The organism is Duganella callida, from assembly GCF_004614165.1.
Taxonomy (GTDB): Bacteria; Pseudomonadota; Gammaproteobacteria; order Burkholderiales; family Burkholderiaceae_D; genus Rugamonas; species Rugamonas callida.
Genome location: NZ_SPVG01000245.1, coordinates 88,197 through 104,991 on the forward strand (window position 1 = coordinate 88,197; position 16,795 = coordinate 104,991).

Here is a 16,795-nt window from a genome sequence, read left to right on the forward strand (position 1 = left end):
TGCATCGATACGATAGATGCGGCGGATCTTAGCATCTAAATCGCGTGCAGCGAACGCTGGATATCGGCCTTTAAATCCCCTATATCTTCGATTCCGACCGAAAGCCGTATCAAACCGTCGCCGATTCCCAACACCGCGCGCTGTTCGGCCGGGATGCTGGCGTGGGTCATCAGCGCCGGATGTTCGATCAGGCTTTCGACCCCGCCCAGGCTCTCGGCCAGCGCGAACACCCGGCAGGCTTCCAGGAAGCGGCGCGAGCCGGCCAGGTCGGTATTCAGGTCGATCGAAATGATGCCGCCGAAGCCCTGCATCTGCCGCCGCGCCAGCGCGTGCTGCGGATGCGATTCCAGACCGGGATAGAACACCTTGCGCACCTGCGGCTGCTGTTCCAGCCAGCGCGCCAGTTCCAGCGCGCTGGCGCAATGGCGTTCCATGCGGATGGCCAGCGTCTTCACCCCGCGCAGCGCCAGGAAGCTGTCGAACGGGCCGGCGATGGCGCCGACGGAGTTCTGCAAGAAGGCCAGCTGCTCGCGCCACGGCTGCTGGCGTGCCTCGCCGCCGACCACCGCGATGCCGCCGATGATGTCGGAGTGACCGTTCAGGTACTTGGTGGCCGAGTGCACCACGATGTCGAAGCCGTGCTCCAGCGGCCGCTGCACGATGGGGCTGGCGAAGGTGTTGTCGGCCACCGCGATCACGCCGCGCTCGCGGCAGATTTTGGCGATGGCCTGCAGGTCCGCCAGTTTCAGCATGGGATTGGTCGGCGTCTCCACCCACACCATTTTCGTTTCCGGCCGCAGCGCGGCCAGCAGATTTTCCGGGTTGGTCAGGTCGACATAGGTGAAATCGTGGCCGGCGCTGCGTCGGCGCACGCGCTCGAACAGGCGGTAGGTGCCGCCGTACATGTCGTCGCCGGCGATGATGTGCGAGCCGGCGTCGGCCAGTTCCAGCACCGTCGATATCGCCGCCAGACCGGAGGCGAAGGCGAACCCTTGGGCGCCGCTTTCCAGGTCGGCCACACAGCGTTCCAGCGCCCAGCGCGTGGGGTTGTGCGAACGGCCGTAGTCCAGGCCTTTGTGCACGCCGGGACTTTCCTGCACAAAGGTGGAGGTGGCGTAAATCGGCGGCATGATGGCGCCGGTCGAGGGATCGGGGGCCTGGCCGGCGTGGATCACGCGCGTGGCCAGTGCGGCTTTTTGATCGTTCAAGATAGCGTCCTTCGCAGGTGGTTGAGCAGGTCGTAACGGGTAATCAGGCCGTAGAACTTGTCGCCTTCGGCCACCACCGCGGTCAGGCCGCGATCCAGCACGCCGCGCAGGGCGTGCATGTCGGCCGACGGCGGCAGTTTCTCCAGCCGCGTGGTCATGGTGGCGCCGACCGGGTTGTTGAAGCGCTCGGGCTCCGCGCCCACCGTCAGCAGCAGGTCCGATTCGTCGATGATGCCGGCCAGCTGACCCCTGGCGATCACCGGCAGCTGAGCCACGTCGGCCGCGCGCATGCGGTTGAAGGCGATCATCAGCGTGTCCTCGGGAGAGACGCTGATCACTTCACCGGCGTCGAAGCGGCGGCCGATCAGGTCGCGCAGGTCGTGTTCCTGCTTGCGTTCGAGCAGGCCCTGGTCGCGCATCCAGCCATCGTTGTAGACCTTGGACAGATAGCGCGTGCCGGTGTCGCAGACGAAGCTGACCACGCGCTTGGGTGCGGTCTGTTCGCGGCAGTAGCGCAGCGCGGCAGCCAGCAGCGTGCCGGTGGAGGAACCGCCGGGGATGGCTTCCTCGCGCAGCAGGGCGCGCGCGGTGGCGAAGCTTTCGACATCGGGAATGGTGTAGGCCTTGCGGATGGCCGTCATGTCGGCGATGGCGGGGATGAAATCCTCGCCTATGCCTTCCACCGCCCATGAGCCGCTGGTTTCCGACACATGGCCGGTGGCCACGTATTCGGCCAGGATGGAACCGGCGGGATCGGCCAGGATGAATTCGACGTGGGGCGCGACCTTGCGGAAGTAGCGCGTCAGCCCTGTCAGCGTGCCGGACGAGCCTACGCCGACCACGATAGCGTCGATGTCATGCCCCATCTGTTCCCAGATTTCCGGGCCGGTGGTGGTTTCGTGCGCCAGCGGATTGGCGGGATTGTTGAACTGGTCGGAAAACCAGGCGCCCGGCATCTCGGCGGCCAGCCGCGCGGCGTAATCCTGGTAATACTCGGGGTGGCCCTTGCCGACGTCCGAGCGCGTGGTGCGCACTTCGGCGCCCAGCGCCTTCAGGTGCAGCACCTTTTCGGTCGACATCTTGTCCGGCACCACCAGCAGCACACGGTAGCCCTTCAGCCGGCCCACCAGGGCCAGGCCAAGGCCGGTGTTGCCGGCGGTCGCTTCGATGATGGTGCCGCCGGGCTTGAGCAAGCCCTGGGCTTCGGCCGCCTCGATCATGGCGATGCCGATCCGGTCCTTGATCGAGCCGCCGGGGTTTTGCGATTCCAGTTTGAGGAACAGCTGGCAAGGCCCCGTATCGAGGCGGGTCACCTCGACCAGCGGCGTATTGCCGATCAGCTTGAATAGTGCAGGGGTGCGCATAATGGTCTCCTGGCTATGCCAGCGACCAGTATGCACTGTTTCGGCGGATGCCGCAGCCCGATCAGAAGGCCGTGTCGTCGGGCACTTGCTTGTGGGTTTTGCGGTACGCGGCCAGTTCCGCCTTCACGTCGGCGCGGGTTTTTGACTGCGCCCGGACGTCGGTCGGGAACTGGCCATACTGTTCGCCGTCGCGTACTTCACCGCGCTGGATGGCGGCCAGGGTTTCGGCTTTCACTTCGGCGCGGGTCTTGGTCGAGACGATGGCGCCGGTGTCCGGATATGCGACGTTTTCCTGGGCCGAGGCGGCGGCGGAAGCGAACAGGGCGGCGACAGACAGGGCGATGGCGATGTTTTTCATGATGGTACTCCTTAAGCTGTTTTTAAGTTTGTGCTATCTAAGCGTATGCGATGAATTATTGAACCGAAACGATGTCGTCGGCCACTTCCTTGTGGGTCTTGCGATAAGCGGCCAGTTCTGCTTTCACATCGGCGCGGGTTTTGGCGACGGGCGCAGCCTGGACCGGAGCGCCATATTGTTCGCCGTCGCGCACTTCACCGCGCTGGATGGCGGCCAGCGTTTCGGCTTTGACTTCGGCGCGGGTTTTGGTGGAGACGAAACCGGTATAGCCCGTGTAATCGGTTTCCTGCGCGGAGACGGCGGCGGAAGCGAACAGGGTGGCAACGGACAGAGCGATGGCGATGGTTTTCATGATCTTCTCCTGGTGAGTGGCTGGGCGTTGTTGCCCGATGTGTGAATATTACAGCGCGTCCGATTAAATCGGAAGAGAATTTTATCAATGGTGATGATAGGCAAAATTTATCGGCTTGAAGTGGCGCTATAATGGCGCTCTTACCGATAAGAGGCTGTCAGTGGCAAAGCTCTATTTCCGATACTCTGCGATGAACGCAGGCAAATCCACCGCCATGCTGCAAGTGGCGCACAACTATGAAGAGCAGGGCCAGCGAGTGCGCCTGTTCACCGCGGCGATCGACAATCGCTATGGCGTCGGCAAGGTGACTTCGCGCCTGGGACCGCAGCGCGAGACCGAGGTGTTCGACGCGCAGACCAATTTCCTCGACAAGATCGATACCAAGGTCGCCTGCCTGCTGATCGACGAGGCGCAATTCCTGTCGCGCGAGCAGGTCCGCCAGCTGCACCAGCTGGCGCAGGTGCGCGGCATTCCGGTGATCACCTACGGCCTGCGTTCCGACTTCCTGGGCGAACCGTTTCCCGGCTCGGCCTACCTGCTGGCGCTGGCCGACGACATCGAGGAAATCAAGAACATCTGCAGCTGCGGCAAGAAGGCGACCATGAACATCCGTGTCGATGCCGATGGCAAGCGCATCAAGGAAGGTGAGCAGATCAGCATCGGCGGCAACGAAAGCTACCGTCAGGCCTGCGGCCGCTGCTTCTATTCCGACACGCACTAAGCCGTGGCCGCCCACGCCAACACGCTGCGCTACTGGCTGGACGTCGATGCGCTGACGTATCCGGACATTCCCAGCCCGCGCAAGCGCCGCCACTACACGCTGCGCTACAGCGACCCGCTGCCGTGGCAGAAGACCGGGCAGCCGCTGGTGCAGGACCACAAATACTTCGTGTATTTCGCGCTGGTGCAGAAGCAGGTGCTGGAAACGGAGCTGTTCGAATTGTTCCGCACCAGCGCGCAGCCCGATCCGGGCGGTAATCACCAGCGCAAGAGGACCGGCAAGACGTTTTTGTGCGCGATGGAAGTCGGCGCCGACGGCCGTCCCGCCATCGCCACCCTGCAGCTGGCGGCCTTTTCCGCCGCCTTCGCCAGCAAGAAGTTCGGGCGCCCGGTCAGCGCGCCACTGGTATTGCAGGCGCTGAAGGAGAAGATCGCCAACGTCCAATCCGATACCGGGTCCGGCGTGGCCGACGGTGCCTGGTTCCAGCAGGTGATCGAATTCCTGGTCGGCGAACTAGCTTGGCAGCCGCGCGAGCTGATGGCGACCGAGCAGATCTGCATCCACCGCGTGCCGCTGGTGAGCGCCAAGGGCAAGCCGCTGCGCAAGCCGCCGGAAATGGACCCGATCAATTCCTTCTACGTCGACGACCTGCAGCGCATCAGCGATGGGATGGCGGGCAGTGGCGCCTGCGCGTCGCAGGTGCAGGCATATCTCGATGGCGCCGGTGGCGGGCAAGATCGCATCGATGTCACGCAACCGCCGGTGGTGGATGCGTTGCTGCGGGCCGATCATTTTCCGCCCGGCCGCTGGCCCAGCAAATTCCCGCTGTTCCTGATGCAGCAGGTGGCGGTCAATACGGCGCTGCGCACGCTGGCCGATGGCGGTATCTTCTCGGTGAACGGCCCGCCCGGCACCGGCAAGACCACCTTGCTGATGGACGTGATTGCGGCGCGCATCGTGCAGCGCGCCGAGGTGCTGGCGCGTTACGACGTGCCGGAGCAGGCATTCGGCAAATCCCCGGTCACCATCACTTATCCGCCCAACAAGGGCGGCAAGATTTACACGGGCCCCAGCTATTTTCTCGATGAAGCGCTGCTCGACGCCGGCATCGTGGTCGCCAGCGCGAACAACAAGGCGGTGGAAAACATCACCCGCGACCTGCCCAACATGGACAAGGTCTGGCCGCAGCCGCTGCAGCTGGACGGCCAGGACTTCGACTATTTTGCCGCCACCGCGCAGGCCGTGTTGGGCGGCAAGACCTCACGGGGCGATAACGGCGACGAGCCGGCGCCGGATGACGACGAGGCTGCGCCGGCCGGCGGTGACGATGATGGCCTGCGTTGCTGGGGCTTGATTTCCGCGCCGCTGGGCAAGAAGAGCAACCGTGGCCACGTGGCCGACCAGCTTGGCGTTTTCGCCGACAACGGCATCGAGAACATGCTGGACCAGTTGCCGACCGAGCGCCTGGACTGGAGCCGCGCGCGCGCCCGCTTCGCCGACGCCATCGCGCGCGTGACGGCGATACAGGAGCGCGTCGCCGCCTTCGACGCGGCGCTGCCGGCCTGCCAGTCGGCCCGGCAAGCGTTGGCGGTGGCGCGGGCGGCACTGGAAACGGCCGCCGGGCAGCGCGGACAATGCCAGGCGGCGCTGGAGCAGCTGGATGCCGATGCCGCGCGGCTGGACAGCGATTTGCAGGTCAACCTGTCCGAGCGCAACCAACTGGCCCGTGACTGGCCGTGGTGGCGGTTGTTGCTGGCCTATCTGTTCAACCGCGGCGCGCACGCCGAAGCGGGGCGCCAGCGCGCGGAGCTGGCCAGCGACTATCTGCAGTTGCGCGCAACGCGTGCCGCCAACAAGCGCACGCAGTCGGAGCGGCAGGCGGAACTGGCAACGCTGCAGCGCGCGGAGCAGGATGCGGCCGCGCTGGCGGCACGGCTGGAGCGTGAAGCGGCCGCGCTGGAAGCGCAGCTGGCGCGCCTGCGCGCCGAGCTGGGACCGGCCGCATTCGACCCGGCCGAATTCGCCGCGCTGCCGGCGGACCAACAACAAAAGGCGCTGCCGCGCACCAACGATGCTTTGCAGCGCGCCCGCGCCGAGGTGTTCATCGCCGGGCTGGCGCTGCACCAGGCGTTCATCAAGGCGGCGGGCAAGCCGTTCGCCACCAGTTTCAGGCTGGCGCTGGCCATGCTGTCCGGCGAGGCGCACGTCCAGCAGCATCTGCCGCTGATCGCGCGCCACCTGTGGGCCACGTTCTTCCTGGTGGTGCCGGTGGTGTCCAGCACCTTTGCCTCGGTGGCGCGCTGCTTCCGCGATCTGGGCGAGGGTGAGATCGGTCTGCTGCTGATCGACGAGGCTGGACAAGCCGTGCCGTCCCATGCGCTGGGCGCCATCTGGCGCGCGCGGCGGGCGCTGGTCGTCGGCGATCCGCTGCAGGTGGAGCCGGTGATCAATATGGACCGCAAGCTGGATTACGAAATCCTGAAGTTCCACCAGGCGTCCGAGGCGCATCAGCTGACAAGCTATTCGGCGCAGCATCTGGCCGACCGCGCCAACCGGTACGGCGCGCAGGTGCGCCAGTACGACGGTTCGGAACTGTGGGTCGGCTCGCCGCTGCGCGTGCACCGCCGTTGCGTCGATCCGATGTTCAGCGTCTCCAACGCTATCGCCTACAACAACAAGATGGTGTTCGGCCCCGATCCGCGCGACGAGGAACAGGCTTCGCTGGCGCGGCCGCTGCTCGGGCCTTCGCGTTGGATCGATGTCACGGCCGGCGAATTCGAGGAGCACTTCAATCCGGAAGAGGGCCGCAAGGCGCTCGACATCGTGATCGCCTACGCGCAGCAGGGCTGGTGCGACGCCAAGGATGAATTGCCGGAGCTGTATCTGATATCGCCGTTCAAATCGGTGGCCGAGGAAATGCAGGCGCTGTTGCGCGAGCACGTCGAACGCTGGGCCGACGGCGTGGAGGACGAGACGGTCGACGACTGGCTGAAATCCCACGTCGGCACGGTGCACACCTTCCAGGGCAAGGAGAGCGAGTCGGTGGTCTTCATCCTGGGCGGCAAAACGCCGGGTGCGCGTTCCTGGGCGGCGACCACGCCCAACATCGTCAACGTCGCGGTGACCCGCGCCAAGCGGCGGCTGTACGTGATCGGCAACCGCCAGGCCTGGAGCGACACCACGTTCGGCGCCAGGCTGGCGCAGGCGGTACCGGGCTGACCACAGCAAATGGTGGACGCTGCGGCGACAGTGCGGTAGGCTGGCGTCATGTCCCTCTCCATTGCCGACCTGCCGCCGCTGGATAACCGCCGCGTCAAGACCAGCACCGACGACGTGCTGGTCGACCGCGTCGTTGCCGGCGACATCCTGGTGATCGCGTTCGGCTTCGTTTCGTGGGAAACGCGGCCGGACTTCGATTTTTATGGCCGCCTGAAGAAGCTGGAACAGCTCAGCGGCCGGCATATCAACAAGATTCTGGTACGCGATTCGGGCAACAGCTGGTATCACCGCCGGGTCGATGGGCTGGGCGCTCATCCCGATGAAACGGCGGCCAGCCTGCGCGCGCTGATCGATGCGATCCGGCCCGCCAAAGTGATCACCATCGGCCAGTCGATGGGCGCCTACGCGGCGCTGATGTATGGCCTGCTGCTGGAGGCGGACCAGGTGCTGGCTTTCGGGCCGCTGTCCTTCCTCGATCCGGCGCAGGCCTTGCTGTATCACGAGCGCCGCTGGCTGTCGGTGATACGCGACCTGGCCGCGAAGCCGCCGCCATCGCGCTATTACGACCTGCAGGCGCTGGGGCTTTCCCGCGCCGGCGCGCTGCCGGATATCCACCTCCTGTTCGGCACCAAGCCGGATGCCGACAATACGAAGGAAGCCGTCAACCTCGATGCCATGCACGCGCACCGGCTGGCGCTGATGGGCAACTGCACGCTGTATCCTTACCCATATTCGGGCCACACGGTGGTGCAGCACCTGATCGACACCCGGCGCATCAACGCGCTGCTGGCCCGTATCATCATGGGCGTCGAGCTGGCCGAAGAGGAGCGGGTGGTGACGCCGGACTGGCACGGCTGGATCGCCGACAACCTGCGACTGGGCGGCGCGCCGGACGAATTAATCGCGATCCTCGAGCACCACGGTTTTTCGCACGCCAGCAGCTTCGCCGCCGTCACTGCAGCGGCGCGGTAGCACGCTGCAGGTCGGGCAGGCTGGCCGGCTTGGTCAGGTGCATGTCGAAGCGGGCGGCGTAGGCGCGGGCGACATCGTCCTTCTGGCCGTAGCCGGTCAGGGCCACCAGCCGCAGCGGCGCCGCGCCGGCCAGTTCGCGCATGGCGGCGGCCAGCGCGTAGCCGTCCAGGTCCGGCAGGCCGATGTCGAGGATGGCCACCTGCGGCAGGCGCTGGCGCGCGGCCAGCAAGGCGTCGGCGGCGCTGTGGGCGACGCGTACCTCGTGGCCCAGCAGCTCCAGCAGCGCGGCACCGGCGATGGCGGCGTCGACGTTGTCGTCGACCAGCAGGATCTGCAGGCCGGACGTGTCCACCGCCGCCGCGGCCGGGGCGGTGGCGCTCGGCGCGGCACACAGCGGCAGCACTACTTCGAACTGGCTGCCCGCGCCCGCGCCGTCACTGCGCGCCGTCACCTGGCCGCCGTGCAGTTCAACGATCTTGCGGACGATGGCCAGGCCCAGTCCCAGCCCGCCGGTGCGGCGCGCCAGCGATTGCGGCGCCTGTTGGAACGGCTCGAACACGCGCGTCATCAGTTCTTCGCTCATGCCGATGCCATTGTCGCTGACCAGCAGCCGCGCGTGCGTTTCGTCCGCGCCCAGCGTGACCTGGGTGGCGCTGCTGCCGAAGCGCGCGGCGTTGGACAGCAGGTTGTTCAGCACCTGGGTCAGGCGGCTGTCGTCGCCATGCACCCAGACGGCGACCGGCGCTGTCAGGCGCAGGCCCGGTCCCGGCGCCGCCGCCACCGCGTGCCGCACCACCTCGGCAAGGTTGATCGGCCGCGCATCCAGCTGCAGCTTGCCCGAGGTGATGCGCGAGACGTCCAGGAGATCATCCACCAGGCGCCGCAGATGGCTGACCTGGCGCCGCATCACGGCGCGCTCCTTGCGGCTGGTCGGCTCGTCGCGGAAGTCCAGCAGGTCGAGCGAGGTGACGATGGGGCTCAGCGGATTGCGCAGCTCGTGGCCCAGCACCGCCAGGAATTCATCCTTGGCGCGGCCGGCCTGGCGCGCTTCGGCCAGCGCGGCCTGGTGGCTGGCCAGCGCCCGGTTCAGCGAATCGAGCAGCTGCGCGCGTTCGCGTTCCTGCGCGGTGCGCTGGCCTTCGGCGAGTTCCAGCGCATGGCTGATCATGTCGATTTCCGTGATCGGCGACGGCGCCAGCGCCAGCGGCGCGCCCGAGCCCAGCGCGGCGGCGTTCTGCTGCAGCGCGCGGACCGTGGTCAGCAGCCGGTTGGCCAGCAGCGAGGCCAGGCCCATGCAGCCCAGCAGCGACAGCACGATGCCGGCGCCGAATACGCCCATGCGTTCGAGCGCGGCGCCATGCAGCTGCGCGGCCGGACGGCCGACGACGATCGCCCAGCCGTAGCGCGACAGCGTGGTGTACGCGGTGGCGGTCTCCTTGCCTTCGGTGGTGATGGCGGTGCCGAAGCCTTCCGGACCGGCCGCCCGCATCAGCGCCAGCAGGGAAGGGCTGGGCGGTGCGCCGACCAGGCCGGCCTGGTTTTTGGAGCGCGCGACCACCGAGCGCGCGCCATCGCGCACCGCGATCACGGCGTCGAACGGCACTTTCTGGCGCTCGATCAACCGCAGCATGCGGTCCGGCGCGATCACGGCGCTCAGCACATAAACCTTGTCCCTGGCGTCACGCACCGGGATGCGCACCGGAAAGGCGGGGCGGCCGCCCGGCCCGCGCGTGATATGGCCGGCGACCGGCTGGCGTGTGCTCAGCACCTGGCGCAGGCTGGCGGGATCGACCGGCGGCGGCGGCGGCGCGCCGTATGCGTCCATGGTGCGCAACAGCACCCGGCCGCCGGCGTCGGTGAGGATGATACCCAGCCAGTCGGGCTGGGTCTGGACCGCCGTGCGCGCCACCTGGTGGAAGGCGCGCAGGTCGTTTTGCTGGAAAGCCGGCGTGGTGCCAAGCGTCACCAGCATGGAAACCGCGTTGTCGAGCTCGGCGTCGGTGGCGCTGGACAAGGCGCGCGCCAGGTCCAGCATCCAGCGTTCCTGTTCGCGCTCGCGGTACTGACCGGCGGTGTGGATGCTCCACGCACCAAGGATGGCCAGCGGCAGCAGTCCGATCGCGGTCAGCATGATCAGGAGATACCGCAGGGAAAACTGGAGCCGTGGCCGAGGAGGCATATTCAGGAAACAAAAATTGGAAACCGCCAATTTTGCCTGAAGATTGCCCCTTGTGCGGCCCGCTTGCGGAATTAAGCGGCGCTGCGGTCCTGATCGATGTTGCGCATCACCGGCGTCTTGAACTCGAAACGCTTGATCTCGCCGACCATCAGCAGGTAGCACAGGATGGTCACCAGCGCGTTGGCGCCGACGAACACCAGGGCGCCGGCGAAGGAACCGGTGGCTTCGAGGATGTAGCCGATCACGATCGGGGTGGTGATGCCGGCGGTGTTGCCGAAGGTGTTGAACAGCGCGCCGCTCATGCCGCCCGCTTCCCTGGGCGAGGTGTCCGCCACCACTGCCCAGCCCAGCGCGCCTATGCCCTTGCCGAAGAAGGCCAGCGACATCACCAGGATCACCACCCAGTCGGCCTCGACGTAGTTACAGATGATCATGGTGGTGGACAGCAGCATGCCGCCGACGATGGGGATCTTGCGCGCCGCCGACAGCGTGCGGCCCGACTTGATCAGGCGGTCCGAAATCACGCCGCCCAGCACGCCGCCGAGGAAGCCCGCCACCGCCGGCAGCGCGGCCACGAAGCCGGCCTTCAGGATCGTCATGTGGCGCTCCTGCACCAGGTAGACCGGGAACCAGGTCAGGAAGAAATAGGTCAGGGTGTTGATGCAGTACTGGCCGATGTACACGCCCAGCAGCATGCGGTTGCCCAGCAGCTGGCGAATGCAGGCCCAGGTGTCGAGCTGGGTGGCGGCGACCGCCTTGTTCTTGGTTTCCAGGTCGACCAGTGCGCCGCCGGCTTCGATGTAGGCGATCTCGGCGGCGTTGGCGCGCGGGTGATCCTTGGGGCCGTAGACGGTTTTCAGCCAGATGAAGGCCATGATCACGCCCAGGCCGCCCATGACGAAGAACACGCTCTGCCAGCCGAAGCTGTGCACCAGCCAGCCCATGATGGGCGCGAACAGCACGGTGGCGAAATATTGGGCCGAGTTGAAGATGGCGGCCGCCGTGCCGCGTTCGGCGGTCGGGAACCAGGCCGAGGCGATGCGCGAGTTGCCGGGGAAGGAGGGCGCTTCCGCCGCGCCGATCAGCAGGCGCAGCGTGAACAGCACGGCCACCGCGGTGGCGCCGGTGAAAAAGCCGACGCCGCCCATGAACATGGTGAACACCGACCACAGGAAGATGCTGAAGAAATAGGTGATCTTGGAGCCGAAGCGGTCGAGCAGCCAGCCGCCCGGCAATTGCGCCAGCACGTAGGACCAGGCAAAGGCCGAGAAGACGAAGCCCATTTGTACCGGAGACAGGCCCAGCATCTTTTTGAGTTCGGGGCCGGCGATCGCGATGGTGGCGCGATCGGCATAGTTAATGGTGGTGACGGCAAACAGGATTGCCAGGATCAGCCAGCGGACACGCGTGGCGCCGCTTGCGGGTGGTGCTTGGGTAGTCATACAGTCTCCTAACTATTGGTCCGCCGATCATATCCAGATATCAGACATCATACAACTGCATGTCTGCAGATATTTCATGAGTAAACGTTTAACTGGCTGATTCTTAAGCAGATGACCGGGTGACGCCCTGGTCGTAGTTGTCAGACAACCAGATGTTTTTTATACACTATGGCATCGTTTGCACAAACACCGGTGCAACAGTTTAAAATAACGGGCGGTATTAACTTTAAGCACCGATCGTTTACGAGGGAATGAACATGGCAACAAATAATCCACAAATCATCTACACGCTGACTGACGAAGCCCCACTGCTGGCGACGTATTCCCTGCTGCCCATCATCAAGAAGTTCACCGCCCCGGCCGGCGTGGACGTGGTGTCCAGCGACATCTCGGTCGCGGCGCGCGTGCTGGCCGAGTTCCCCGAGTTCCTGACCGACGAGCAAAAAGTACCGAACAACCTGGCCGCGCTGGGCGCCCTGACGCTCAAGCCGGAAGCCAACATCATCAAGCTGCCGAACATTTCGGCCTCGGTGGCGCAGCTGCAAGCGGCGATCCGCGAACTGCAAGGCAAGGGCTACAAGCTGCCGGACTTCCCTGAAGATCCGAAGACCGACGAAGACAAGGCGCTGAAAGCGCGTTACAGCAAGTGCATCGGCTCGGCCGTGAACCCGGTTCTGCGCGAAGGCAACTCGGACCGTCGCGCACCGAAAGCGGTGAAGGAATACGCGCGCAAGCACCCGCACTCGATGGGCGAATGGAGCCAGGCATCGCGCACCCACGTGTCGCACATGCACCATGGCGACTTCTACCACGGCGAGAAGTCCATGACCCTGGACAAGGCGCGCAATGTCAAGATGGAACTGATCACCCCCTCGGGCAAGACTATCGTGCTGAAACCCAAGGTCGCGCTGCAGGCCGGCGAGATCATCGACTCCATGTTCATGAGCAAGAAAGCGCTGCTGGAGTTCTACGAGAAGGAAATCGACGACGCCTACAAGACCGGCGTGATGTTCTCGCTGCACGTGAAAGCCACCATGATGAAGGTGTCGCACCCGATCGTGTTCGGCCACTGCGTGCGCATCTTCTACAAGGACGCGTTCGAGAAGCACGCCAAGGTGTTCGAAGAACTGGGCGTGAACGTCAACAACGGCATGGTCAACCTGTACGAGAAAATCGAAAAGCTGCCGGCCTCGCAAAAGGATGAGATCCTGAAAGACCTGCACGCCTGCCACGAGCACCGTCCGAAGCTGGCCATGGTCGACTCGGCCAAGGGCATCACCAACTTCCACTCGCCGAACGACATCATCGTCGACGCCTCGATGCCGGCCATGATCCGCATCGGCGGCAAGATGTGGGGCGCCGATGGCCGCACCGCCGACGTCAAGGCCGTGATGCCGGAATCGACCTTCGCCCGCATCTACCAGGAGATGATCAACTTCTGCAAATGGCACGGCAACTTCGACCCGACCACCATGGGCACCGTGCCGAACGTCGGCCTGATGGCGCAGCAGGCCGAGGAATACGGCTCGCACGACAAGACCTTCGAAGTGGCGGAAGGCGGCATCGCCAACATCACCGACCTGGAAACCGGCGAAGTGCTGCTGACCCAGACCGTGGAGCAGGGCGACATCTGGCGCATGTGCCAGGTGAAGGATGCGCCGATCCGCGACTGGGTCAAGCTGGCCGTGACCCGCGCGCGCAATTCGGGCATGCCGGCCGTGTTCTGGCTGGACCCGTACCGTCCGCACGAAAACGAAGTGATCAAGAAGGTGCAGACCTACCTGAAGGACCACGACACCAGCGGCCTGGACATCCAGATCATGTCGCAAGTGCGCGCCATGCGTTACACCCTGGAGCGCGTCTCGCGCGGCCTGGACACCATCTCGGTGACCGGCAACATCCTGCGCGACTACCTGACCGATCTGTTCCCGATCCTGGAACTGGGCACCTCGGCCAAGATGCTGTCGATCGTGCCGCTGATGGCCGGTGGCGGCATGTACGAAACCGGCGCCGGCGGTTCGGCACCGAAGCACGTCAAGCAGCTGGTGGAAGAAAACCACCTGCGTTGGGATTCGCTGGGTGAATTCCTGGCGCTGGCCGTGTCGCTGGAAGAGCTGGGCATCAAGAACGGCAACGCCAAGGCCAAGATCCTGGCCAAGACCCTGGACGACGCCACCGGCAAGCTGCTGGACAACAGCAAGTCGCCATCGTCGCGCACCGGCGAGCTGGACAACCGTGGCAGCCACTTCTACCTGTCGCTGTACTGGGCGCAGGCGCTGGCGGCGCAGAGCGAAGATGCGGAACTGGCCGCCAAGTTCGCGCCGATCGCCAAGGCCCTGTCGGAAAACGAAACCAAGATCGTTGACGAGCTGAACAGCGTGCAAGGCCAGGCCAAGGACATCGGCGGTTACTACTACCCTGATCCGGTCAAGACGGCGGAAGTGATGCGTCCTAGCGCGACGCTGAACGCCATCATCGAGGCGGCGTAATACAAAAGGGCAGCGCGAAGCTGCCCTTTTTTCATGCCGACGGCGGCGTCAGCATCTGGCGCGCGTAGCGCAATCCCACGCCGTAGCCGCCGCCGTTTTTCTCGATCACCGCGCGCGCCGCGTCATAGGTCTCGCGGCGGGTCCAGTCGCGCTGCAGCTCCAGCAGCACCTGCAGCCAGCTGGTCATCTGCGCGCCTTTGCCGGCCATGCGCTGCAGCGCCAGATCGTGGCCGGCAAGCGTCAGGCCGCCGCAGGCGTCGCCCACTACATAGCATTCATGACCGGCTTCGAGCGCGCTCAGTACCGCGAAGCTGATGCAGGCTTCGGTCAGCATGCCGGAGAACAGCAGCTTCTTGCGGCCGGTGGCTTCGATCGCCGCGCGCACCGCGTCGTCTTCCCAGGCATTCATGTTGCGGCGTTCCAGCACCGGATGCTCGGGCGCCAGCGCGTGCAGGTCGGGCAGCAGCGGGCCGCTGTAGACCTTGCTAGCCGACGTGCTGATCACGGTCGGCAGCGCAAAGGCGAGGGCGGTTTCCAGCAGCGCCACCGAATTGTTGAGCAGCGTCTGGCGCTCCATCGATTGCACGCCGAATTGCAGGCCGGCCTGCTGGTCGAGCAGCACCAGGGCACAGTTTTGAGGAGTCAGTAAATCTTGCATGATGATTCTCGCAGGTTGGGGATGATGGCGGATTGTAGGCAGCCCGGCGCGGCGGCAAATCCCTTGAACTGGCAAGCGGCGCCTCCCTCATAAGGCACAGAATTGACGGCGCCGCCACGGCATGCGAGGATGCCGCCATGAACAGCCTGTTCGAATGCAGCGTGTGGGCGCCGGCGTGGTTATGCAGCCATCGCGACATGCTGATCTACCTTGCGCCCTCCGTACTGCTGGCGCTGCTGATCCGCGCCCTGGCGGTGCGGCACCCCTTCTTTTTGCTGTTCAGATTGGCGGGAACCATCTCGCACGAACTGGCGCACCTGATTGCCGGTACGCTGACCGGCGCGCGGCCGGCGGCTTTCACAGTGAAACCTCGGCGCATCAAGCAAGGGTGGGAACTGGGTTCGGTACACCTGACCAACGTCCGCTGGTACAACGCCGCGCCGTCGGCGCTGGCGCCATTCGTGGTGGTGCTGCTGCCGTTCGCGGTGGCCTGGTGGCGTACCCGGAGCGGCCTGAACTTCCAGTGGGTCGACATCGCGCTGGCGTTTGCCGTCGCGCCACAGTTTTTGGCATTCTGGCCGTCGAGCGCCGACTGGAAAATCGCGCTGCAATCCTGGCCCTACCTGCTGATTGCCGCCTGCCTTTGGTGGCTGCTGTAAGACTTTTTTTAGTGCGCGGCGGTCAGCGGTTTGACTGGCGCTTCGACTTCGACTTTGCTGCGTACTTTGTGCGCGTCTTCGATTTCCAGTGTCAGCGGCACTTTGTCGCCGTCCTTCAGCGGTTGCTTCAGGTTCAGCAGCATCAGGTGGTAGCCGCCGGGTGCCAGCTTGATGGGCTGGCCGGCCGGCAGGTCCAGCGCCGGCACCTGGCGCATGCGCATCATGTCGTTGTCCATTTTCATTTCGTGAACTTCGACCGCGCCGGCCGCCGGCGAGCTGACCGCCACCAGCTTCGCCGCTTGCGTCGAGGTCAGGGTCATGAAGGCGCCGGTGGCTTTTTGCGCGGCGACGGTGGCGCGTACCCACGGTTCGCTGACGGTGACCTGGGCGAGTGCAGGCAGCGCGGCCAGCAGCAGCAGGGAGAGCAGTTTTTTCATTGGAACAGTCCTTTCAGTATGCCTTGGTCTTTTTTAGGGGGATGCAGCAGCAGACGCAAATCGTCGGCGCATTGCTGGGCGGTGGCGTCGTGCTTGAAGCCGAGACGGATTTTGCCGCTGGCGTCGAACACGTAGGTGATGGCGGTGTGGTCCATGCTGTACGAGCTGCCGCTCGGTACCTTGCGGTAGAAGACCTTGAAATCCTTGGCGGTCCTGGCGGTCTGTTCGGCAGTGCCGCGCACGGCGACGAAGGTCGGGTCGAAGGCGCGCATGTATTCGCTCAGCAGCGCTCCGGTGTCGCGCTCGGGGTCGACGGTCATGAATACCACTTGCAGCTTGTCGGCGTCGGCGCCCAGCAGGCGCTTGATTTCCACTGCGCGGGCGAGGGTGGTCGGGCAGACGTCCGGGCATTGGGTGTAGCCGAAGAACAGCATGACGACTTTGCCGCGGAAGTCGCGCAGCGAGGCCGGCTTGCCGTCGGCATACGTCAGTTTGTAGTCCGGGCCGATGGTGCTGCCGGTGATGTCGATGGCGTTGAAGCCGGCGGCGGCCTGTGCGGTGGAGGCGGCCAGCGTCAACCCGGCCAGCGTAGTGATGAATGAACGGCGTTGCATGGTGATCCTGTGAAAACGGATGGGGTAGGCACGGGGCGCGCTGCGGCGCCCACGTGCAACTGTGCGGAATCAGGCGCGGGCAGGCGGCGCGCGCGGTTGCGCGCTGGTCCAGGCGGCTTGCTG

The 16,795-nt window shown here is 65.2% G+C and carries 14 protein-coding genes; 5 read left to right on the forward strand and 9 right to left on the reverse strand.

Annotation, left to right across the window (positions count from 1 at the left end):
- Positions 1 to 35: 35 nt before the first annotated feature.
- The 4 genes from E4L98_RS25210 to E4L98_RS25225 form a co-directional block, all read right to left on the reverse strand.
- Positions 36 to 1,208 (reverse strand): trans-sulfuration enzyme family protein, encoded by a 1,173-nt coding sequence (locus E4L98_RS25210; RefSeq protein ID WP_135204279.1) that lies wholly within the window; start codon positions 1,206 to 1,208, stop codon positions 36 to 38.
- Positions 1,205 to 2,572, reverse strand: coding sequence for a pyridoxal-phosphate dependent enzyme (locus E4L98_RS25215; protein WP_135204280.1), 1,368 nt, complete (start codon positions 2,570 to 2,572; stop codon positions 1,205 to 1,207). The genes E4L98_RS25210 and E4L98_RS25215 overlap by 4 nt, the downstream gene beginning before the upstream one ends.
- A 61-nt stretch (positions 2,573 to 2,633) precedes the next feature.
- A complete protein-coding gene (locus tag E4L98_RS25220) occupies positions 2,634 to 2,930 on the reverse strand; it encodes a DUF4148 domain-containing protein (protein ID WP_135204281.1) in 297 nt (98 codons plus the stop codon).
- A gap of 55 nt (positions 2,931 to 2,985) precedes the next feature.
- Positions 2,986 to 3,282 carry a DUF4148 domain-containing protein gene (locus E4L98_RS25225; RefSeq protein ID WP_135204282.1) on the reverse strand — a complete coding sequence of 99 codons (297 nt, stop codon included), beginning with the start codon at positions 3,280 to 3,282 and terminating at the stop codon, positions 2,986 to 2,988.
- A 160-nt stretch (positions 3,283 to 3,442) separates the two neighbouring features.
- Here E4L98_RS25225 and E4L98_RS25230 point away from each other — a divergent pair, with 160 nt between their 5' ends.
- Genes E4L98_RS25230 through E4L98_RS25240 form a run of 3 tightly spaced genes read left to right on the forward strand, consistent with a single transcriptional unit; the run spans position 3,443 to position 8,194 of the window.
- Entirely contained in the window at positions 3,443 to 4,003 is a 561-nt protein-coding gene (locus E4L98_RS25230) for a thymidine kinase (RefSeq protein WP_135204283.1), read from the forward strand.
- Positions 4,004 to 4,006: 3 nt separating this feature from the next.
- Entirely contained in the window at positions 4,007 to 7,222 is a 3,216-nt protein-coding gene (locus E4L98_RS25235) for a DEAD/DEAH box helicase (RefSeq protein WP_135204284.1), read from the forward strand.
- A gap of 48 nt (positions 7,223 to 7,270) precedes the next feature.
- The gene (locus tag E4L98_RS25240) at positions 7,271 to 8,194 is read left to right on the forward strand and encodes a hypothetical protein (protein ID WP_135204285.1); all 924 of its coding nucleotides are present in this window, start codon (positions 7,271 to 7,273) and stop codon (positions 8,192 to 8,194) included.
- On the opposite strand, the gene E4L98_RS25245 is transcribed toward E4L98_RS25240, so the two are convergent.
- Positions 8,175 to 10,325 carry a hybrid sensor histidine kinase/response regulator gene (locus E4L98_RS25245; protein WP_229257562.1) on the reverse strand — a complete coding sequence of 717 codons (2,151 nt, stop codon included), beginning with the start codon at positions 10,323 to 10,325 and terminating at the stop codon, positions 8,175 to 8,177. The genes E4L98_RS25240 and E4L98_RS25245 overlap by 20 nt on opposite strands.
- Positions 10,326 to 10,444: 119 nt before the next feature.
- Positions 10,445 to 11,815 (reverse strand): MFS transporter, encoded by a 1,371-nt coding sequence (locus E4L98_RS25250; RefSeq protein ID WP_135204287.1) that lies wholly within the window; start codon positions 11,813 to 11,815, stop codon positions 10,445 to 10,447.
- Positions 11,816 to 12,072: 257 nt separating this feature from the next.
- Here E4L98_RS25250 and E4L98_RS25255 point away from each other — a divergent pair, with 257 nt between their 5' ends.
- Entirely contained in the window at positions 12,073 to 14,304 is a 2,232-nt protein-coding gene (locus E4L98_RS25255) for an NADP-dependent isocitrate dehydrogenase (protein WP_135204288.1), read from the forward strand.
- A 31-nt stretch (positions 14,305 to 14,335) separates the two neighbouring features.
- On the opposite strand, the gene E4L98_RS25260 is transcribed toward E4L98_RS25255, so the two are convergent.
- Positions 14,336 to 14,962, reverse strand: a complete 627-nt coding sequence (locus E4L98_RS25260; RefSeq protein ID WP_135204289.1) for a hydrolase — start codon at positions 14,960 to 14,962, stop codon at positions 14,336 to 14,338.
- 137 nt (positions 14,963 to 15,099) lie between these two features.
- Between E4L98_RS25260 and E4L98_RS25265 the strand changes: the two genes are divergently transcribed.
- Positions 15,100 to 15,621, forward strand: coding sequence for a hypothetical protein (locus E4L98_RS25265; protein WP_135204290.1), 522 nt, complete (start codon positions 15,100 to 15,102; stop codon positions 15,619 to 15,621).
- An 8-nt stretch (positions 15,622 to 15,629) separates the two neighbouring features.
- On the opposite strand, the gene E4L98_RS25270 is transcribed toward E4L98_RS25265, so the two are convergent.
- Together E4L98_RS25270 and E4L98_RS25275 are read right to left on the reverse strand one after the other, a co-directional pair.
- Complete coding sequence (locus tag E4L98_RS25270; protein ID WP_135204291.1) at positions 15,630 to 16,058, reverse strand: copper chaperone PCu(A)C; 429 nt, start codon at positions 16,056 to 16,058, stop codon at positions 15,630 to 15,632.
- Positions 16,055 to 16,672 (reverse strand): SCO family protein, encoded by a 618-nt coding sequence (locus E4L98_RS25275; protein WP_135204292.1) that lies wholly within the window; start codon positions 16,670 to 16,672, stop codon positions 16,055 to 16,057. The genes E4L98_RS25270 and E4L98_RS25275 overlap by 4 nt, the downstream gene beginning before the upstream one ends.
- Positions 16,673 to 16,795: the final 123 nt, after the last annotated feature.

Excerpts from the sequence above, each read along its gene's own strand:
- E4L98_RS25215 (WP_135204280.1), bottom strand. The coding sequence starts at position 2,572 with ATGCGCACCCCTGCACTATTCAAGCTGATCGGCAATACGCCGCTGGTC.
- E4L98_RS25220 (WP_135204281.1), bottom strand. The coding sequence starts at position 2,930 with ATGAAAAACATCGCCATCGCCCTGTCTGTCGCCGCCCTGTTCGCTTCC.
- E4L98_RS25225 (WP_135204282.1), bottom strand. The coding sequence starts at position 3,282 with ATGAAAACCATCGCCATCGCTCTGTCCGTTGCCACCCTGTTCGCTTCC.
- E4L98_RS25240 (WP_135204285.1), top strand. The coding sequence starts at position 7,271 with ATGTCCCTCTCCATTGCCGACCTGCCGCCGCTGGATAACCGCCGCGTC.
- E4L98_RS25245 (WP_229257562.1), bottom strand. The coding sequence starts at position 10,325 with ATGCTGACCGCGATCGGACTGCTGCCGCTGGCCATCCTTGGTGCGTGG.
- E4L98_RS25250 (WP_135204287.1), bottom strand. The coding sequence starts at position 11,815 with ATGACTACCCAAGCACCACCCGCAAGCGGCGCCACGCGTGTCCGCTGG.
- E4L98_RS25255 (WP_135204288.1), top strand. The coding sequence starts at position 12,073 with ATGGCAACAAATAATCCACAAATCATCTACACGCTGACTGACGAAGCC.
- E4L98_RS25260 (WP_135204289.1), bottom strand. The coding sequence starts at position 14,962 with ATGCAAGATTTACTGACTCCTCAAAACTGTGCCCTGGTGCTGCTCGAC.
- E4L98_RS25265 (WP_135204290.1), top strand. The coding sequence starts at position 15,100 with ATGAACAGCCTGTTCGAATGCAGCGTGTGGGCGCCGGCGTGGTTATGC.
- E4L98_RS25270 (WP_135204291.1), bottom strand. The coding sequence starts at position 16,058 with ATGAAAAAACTGCTCTCCCTGCTGCTGCTGGCCGCGCTGCCTGCACTC.
- E4L98_RS25275 (WP_135204292.1), bottom strand. The coding sequence starts at position 16,672 with ATGCAACGCCGTTCATTCATCACTACGCTGGCCGGGTTGACGCTGGCC.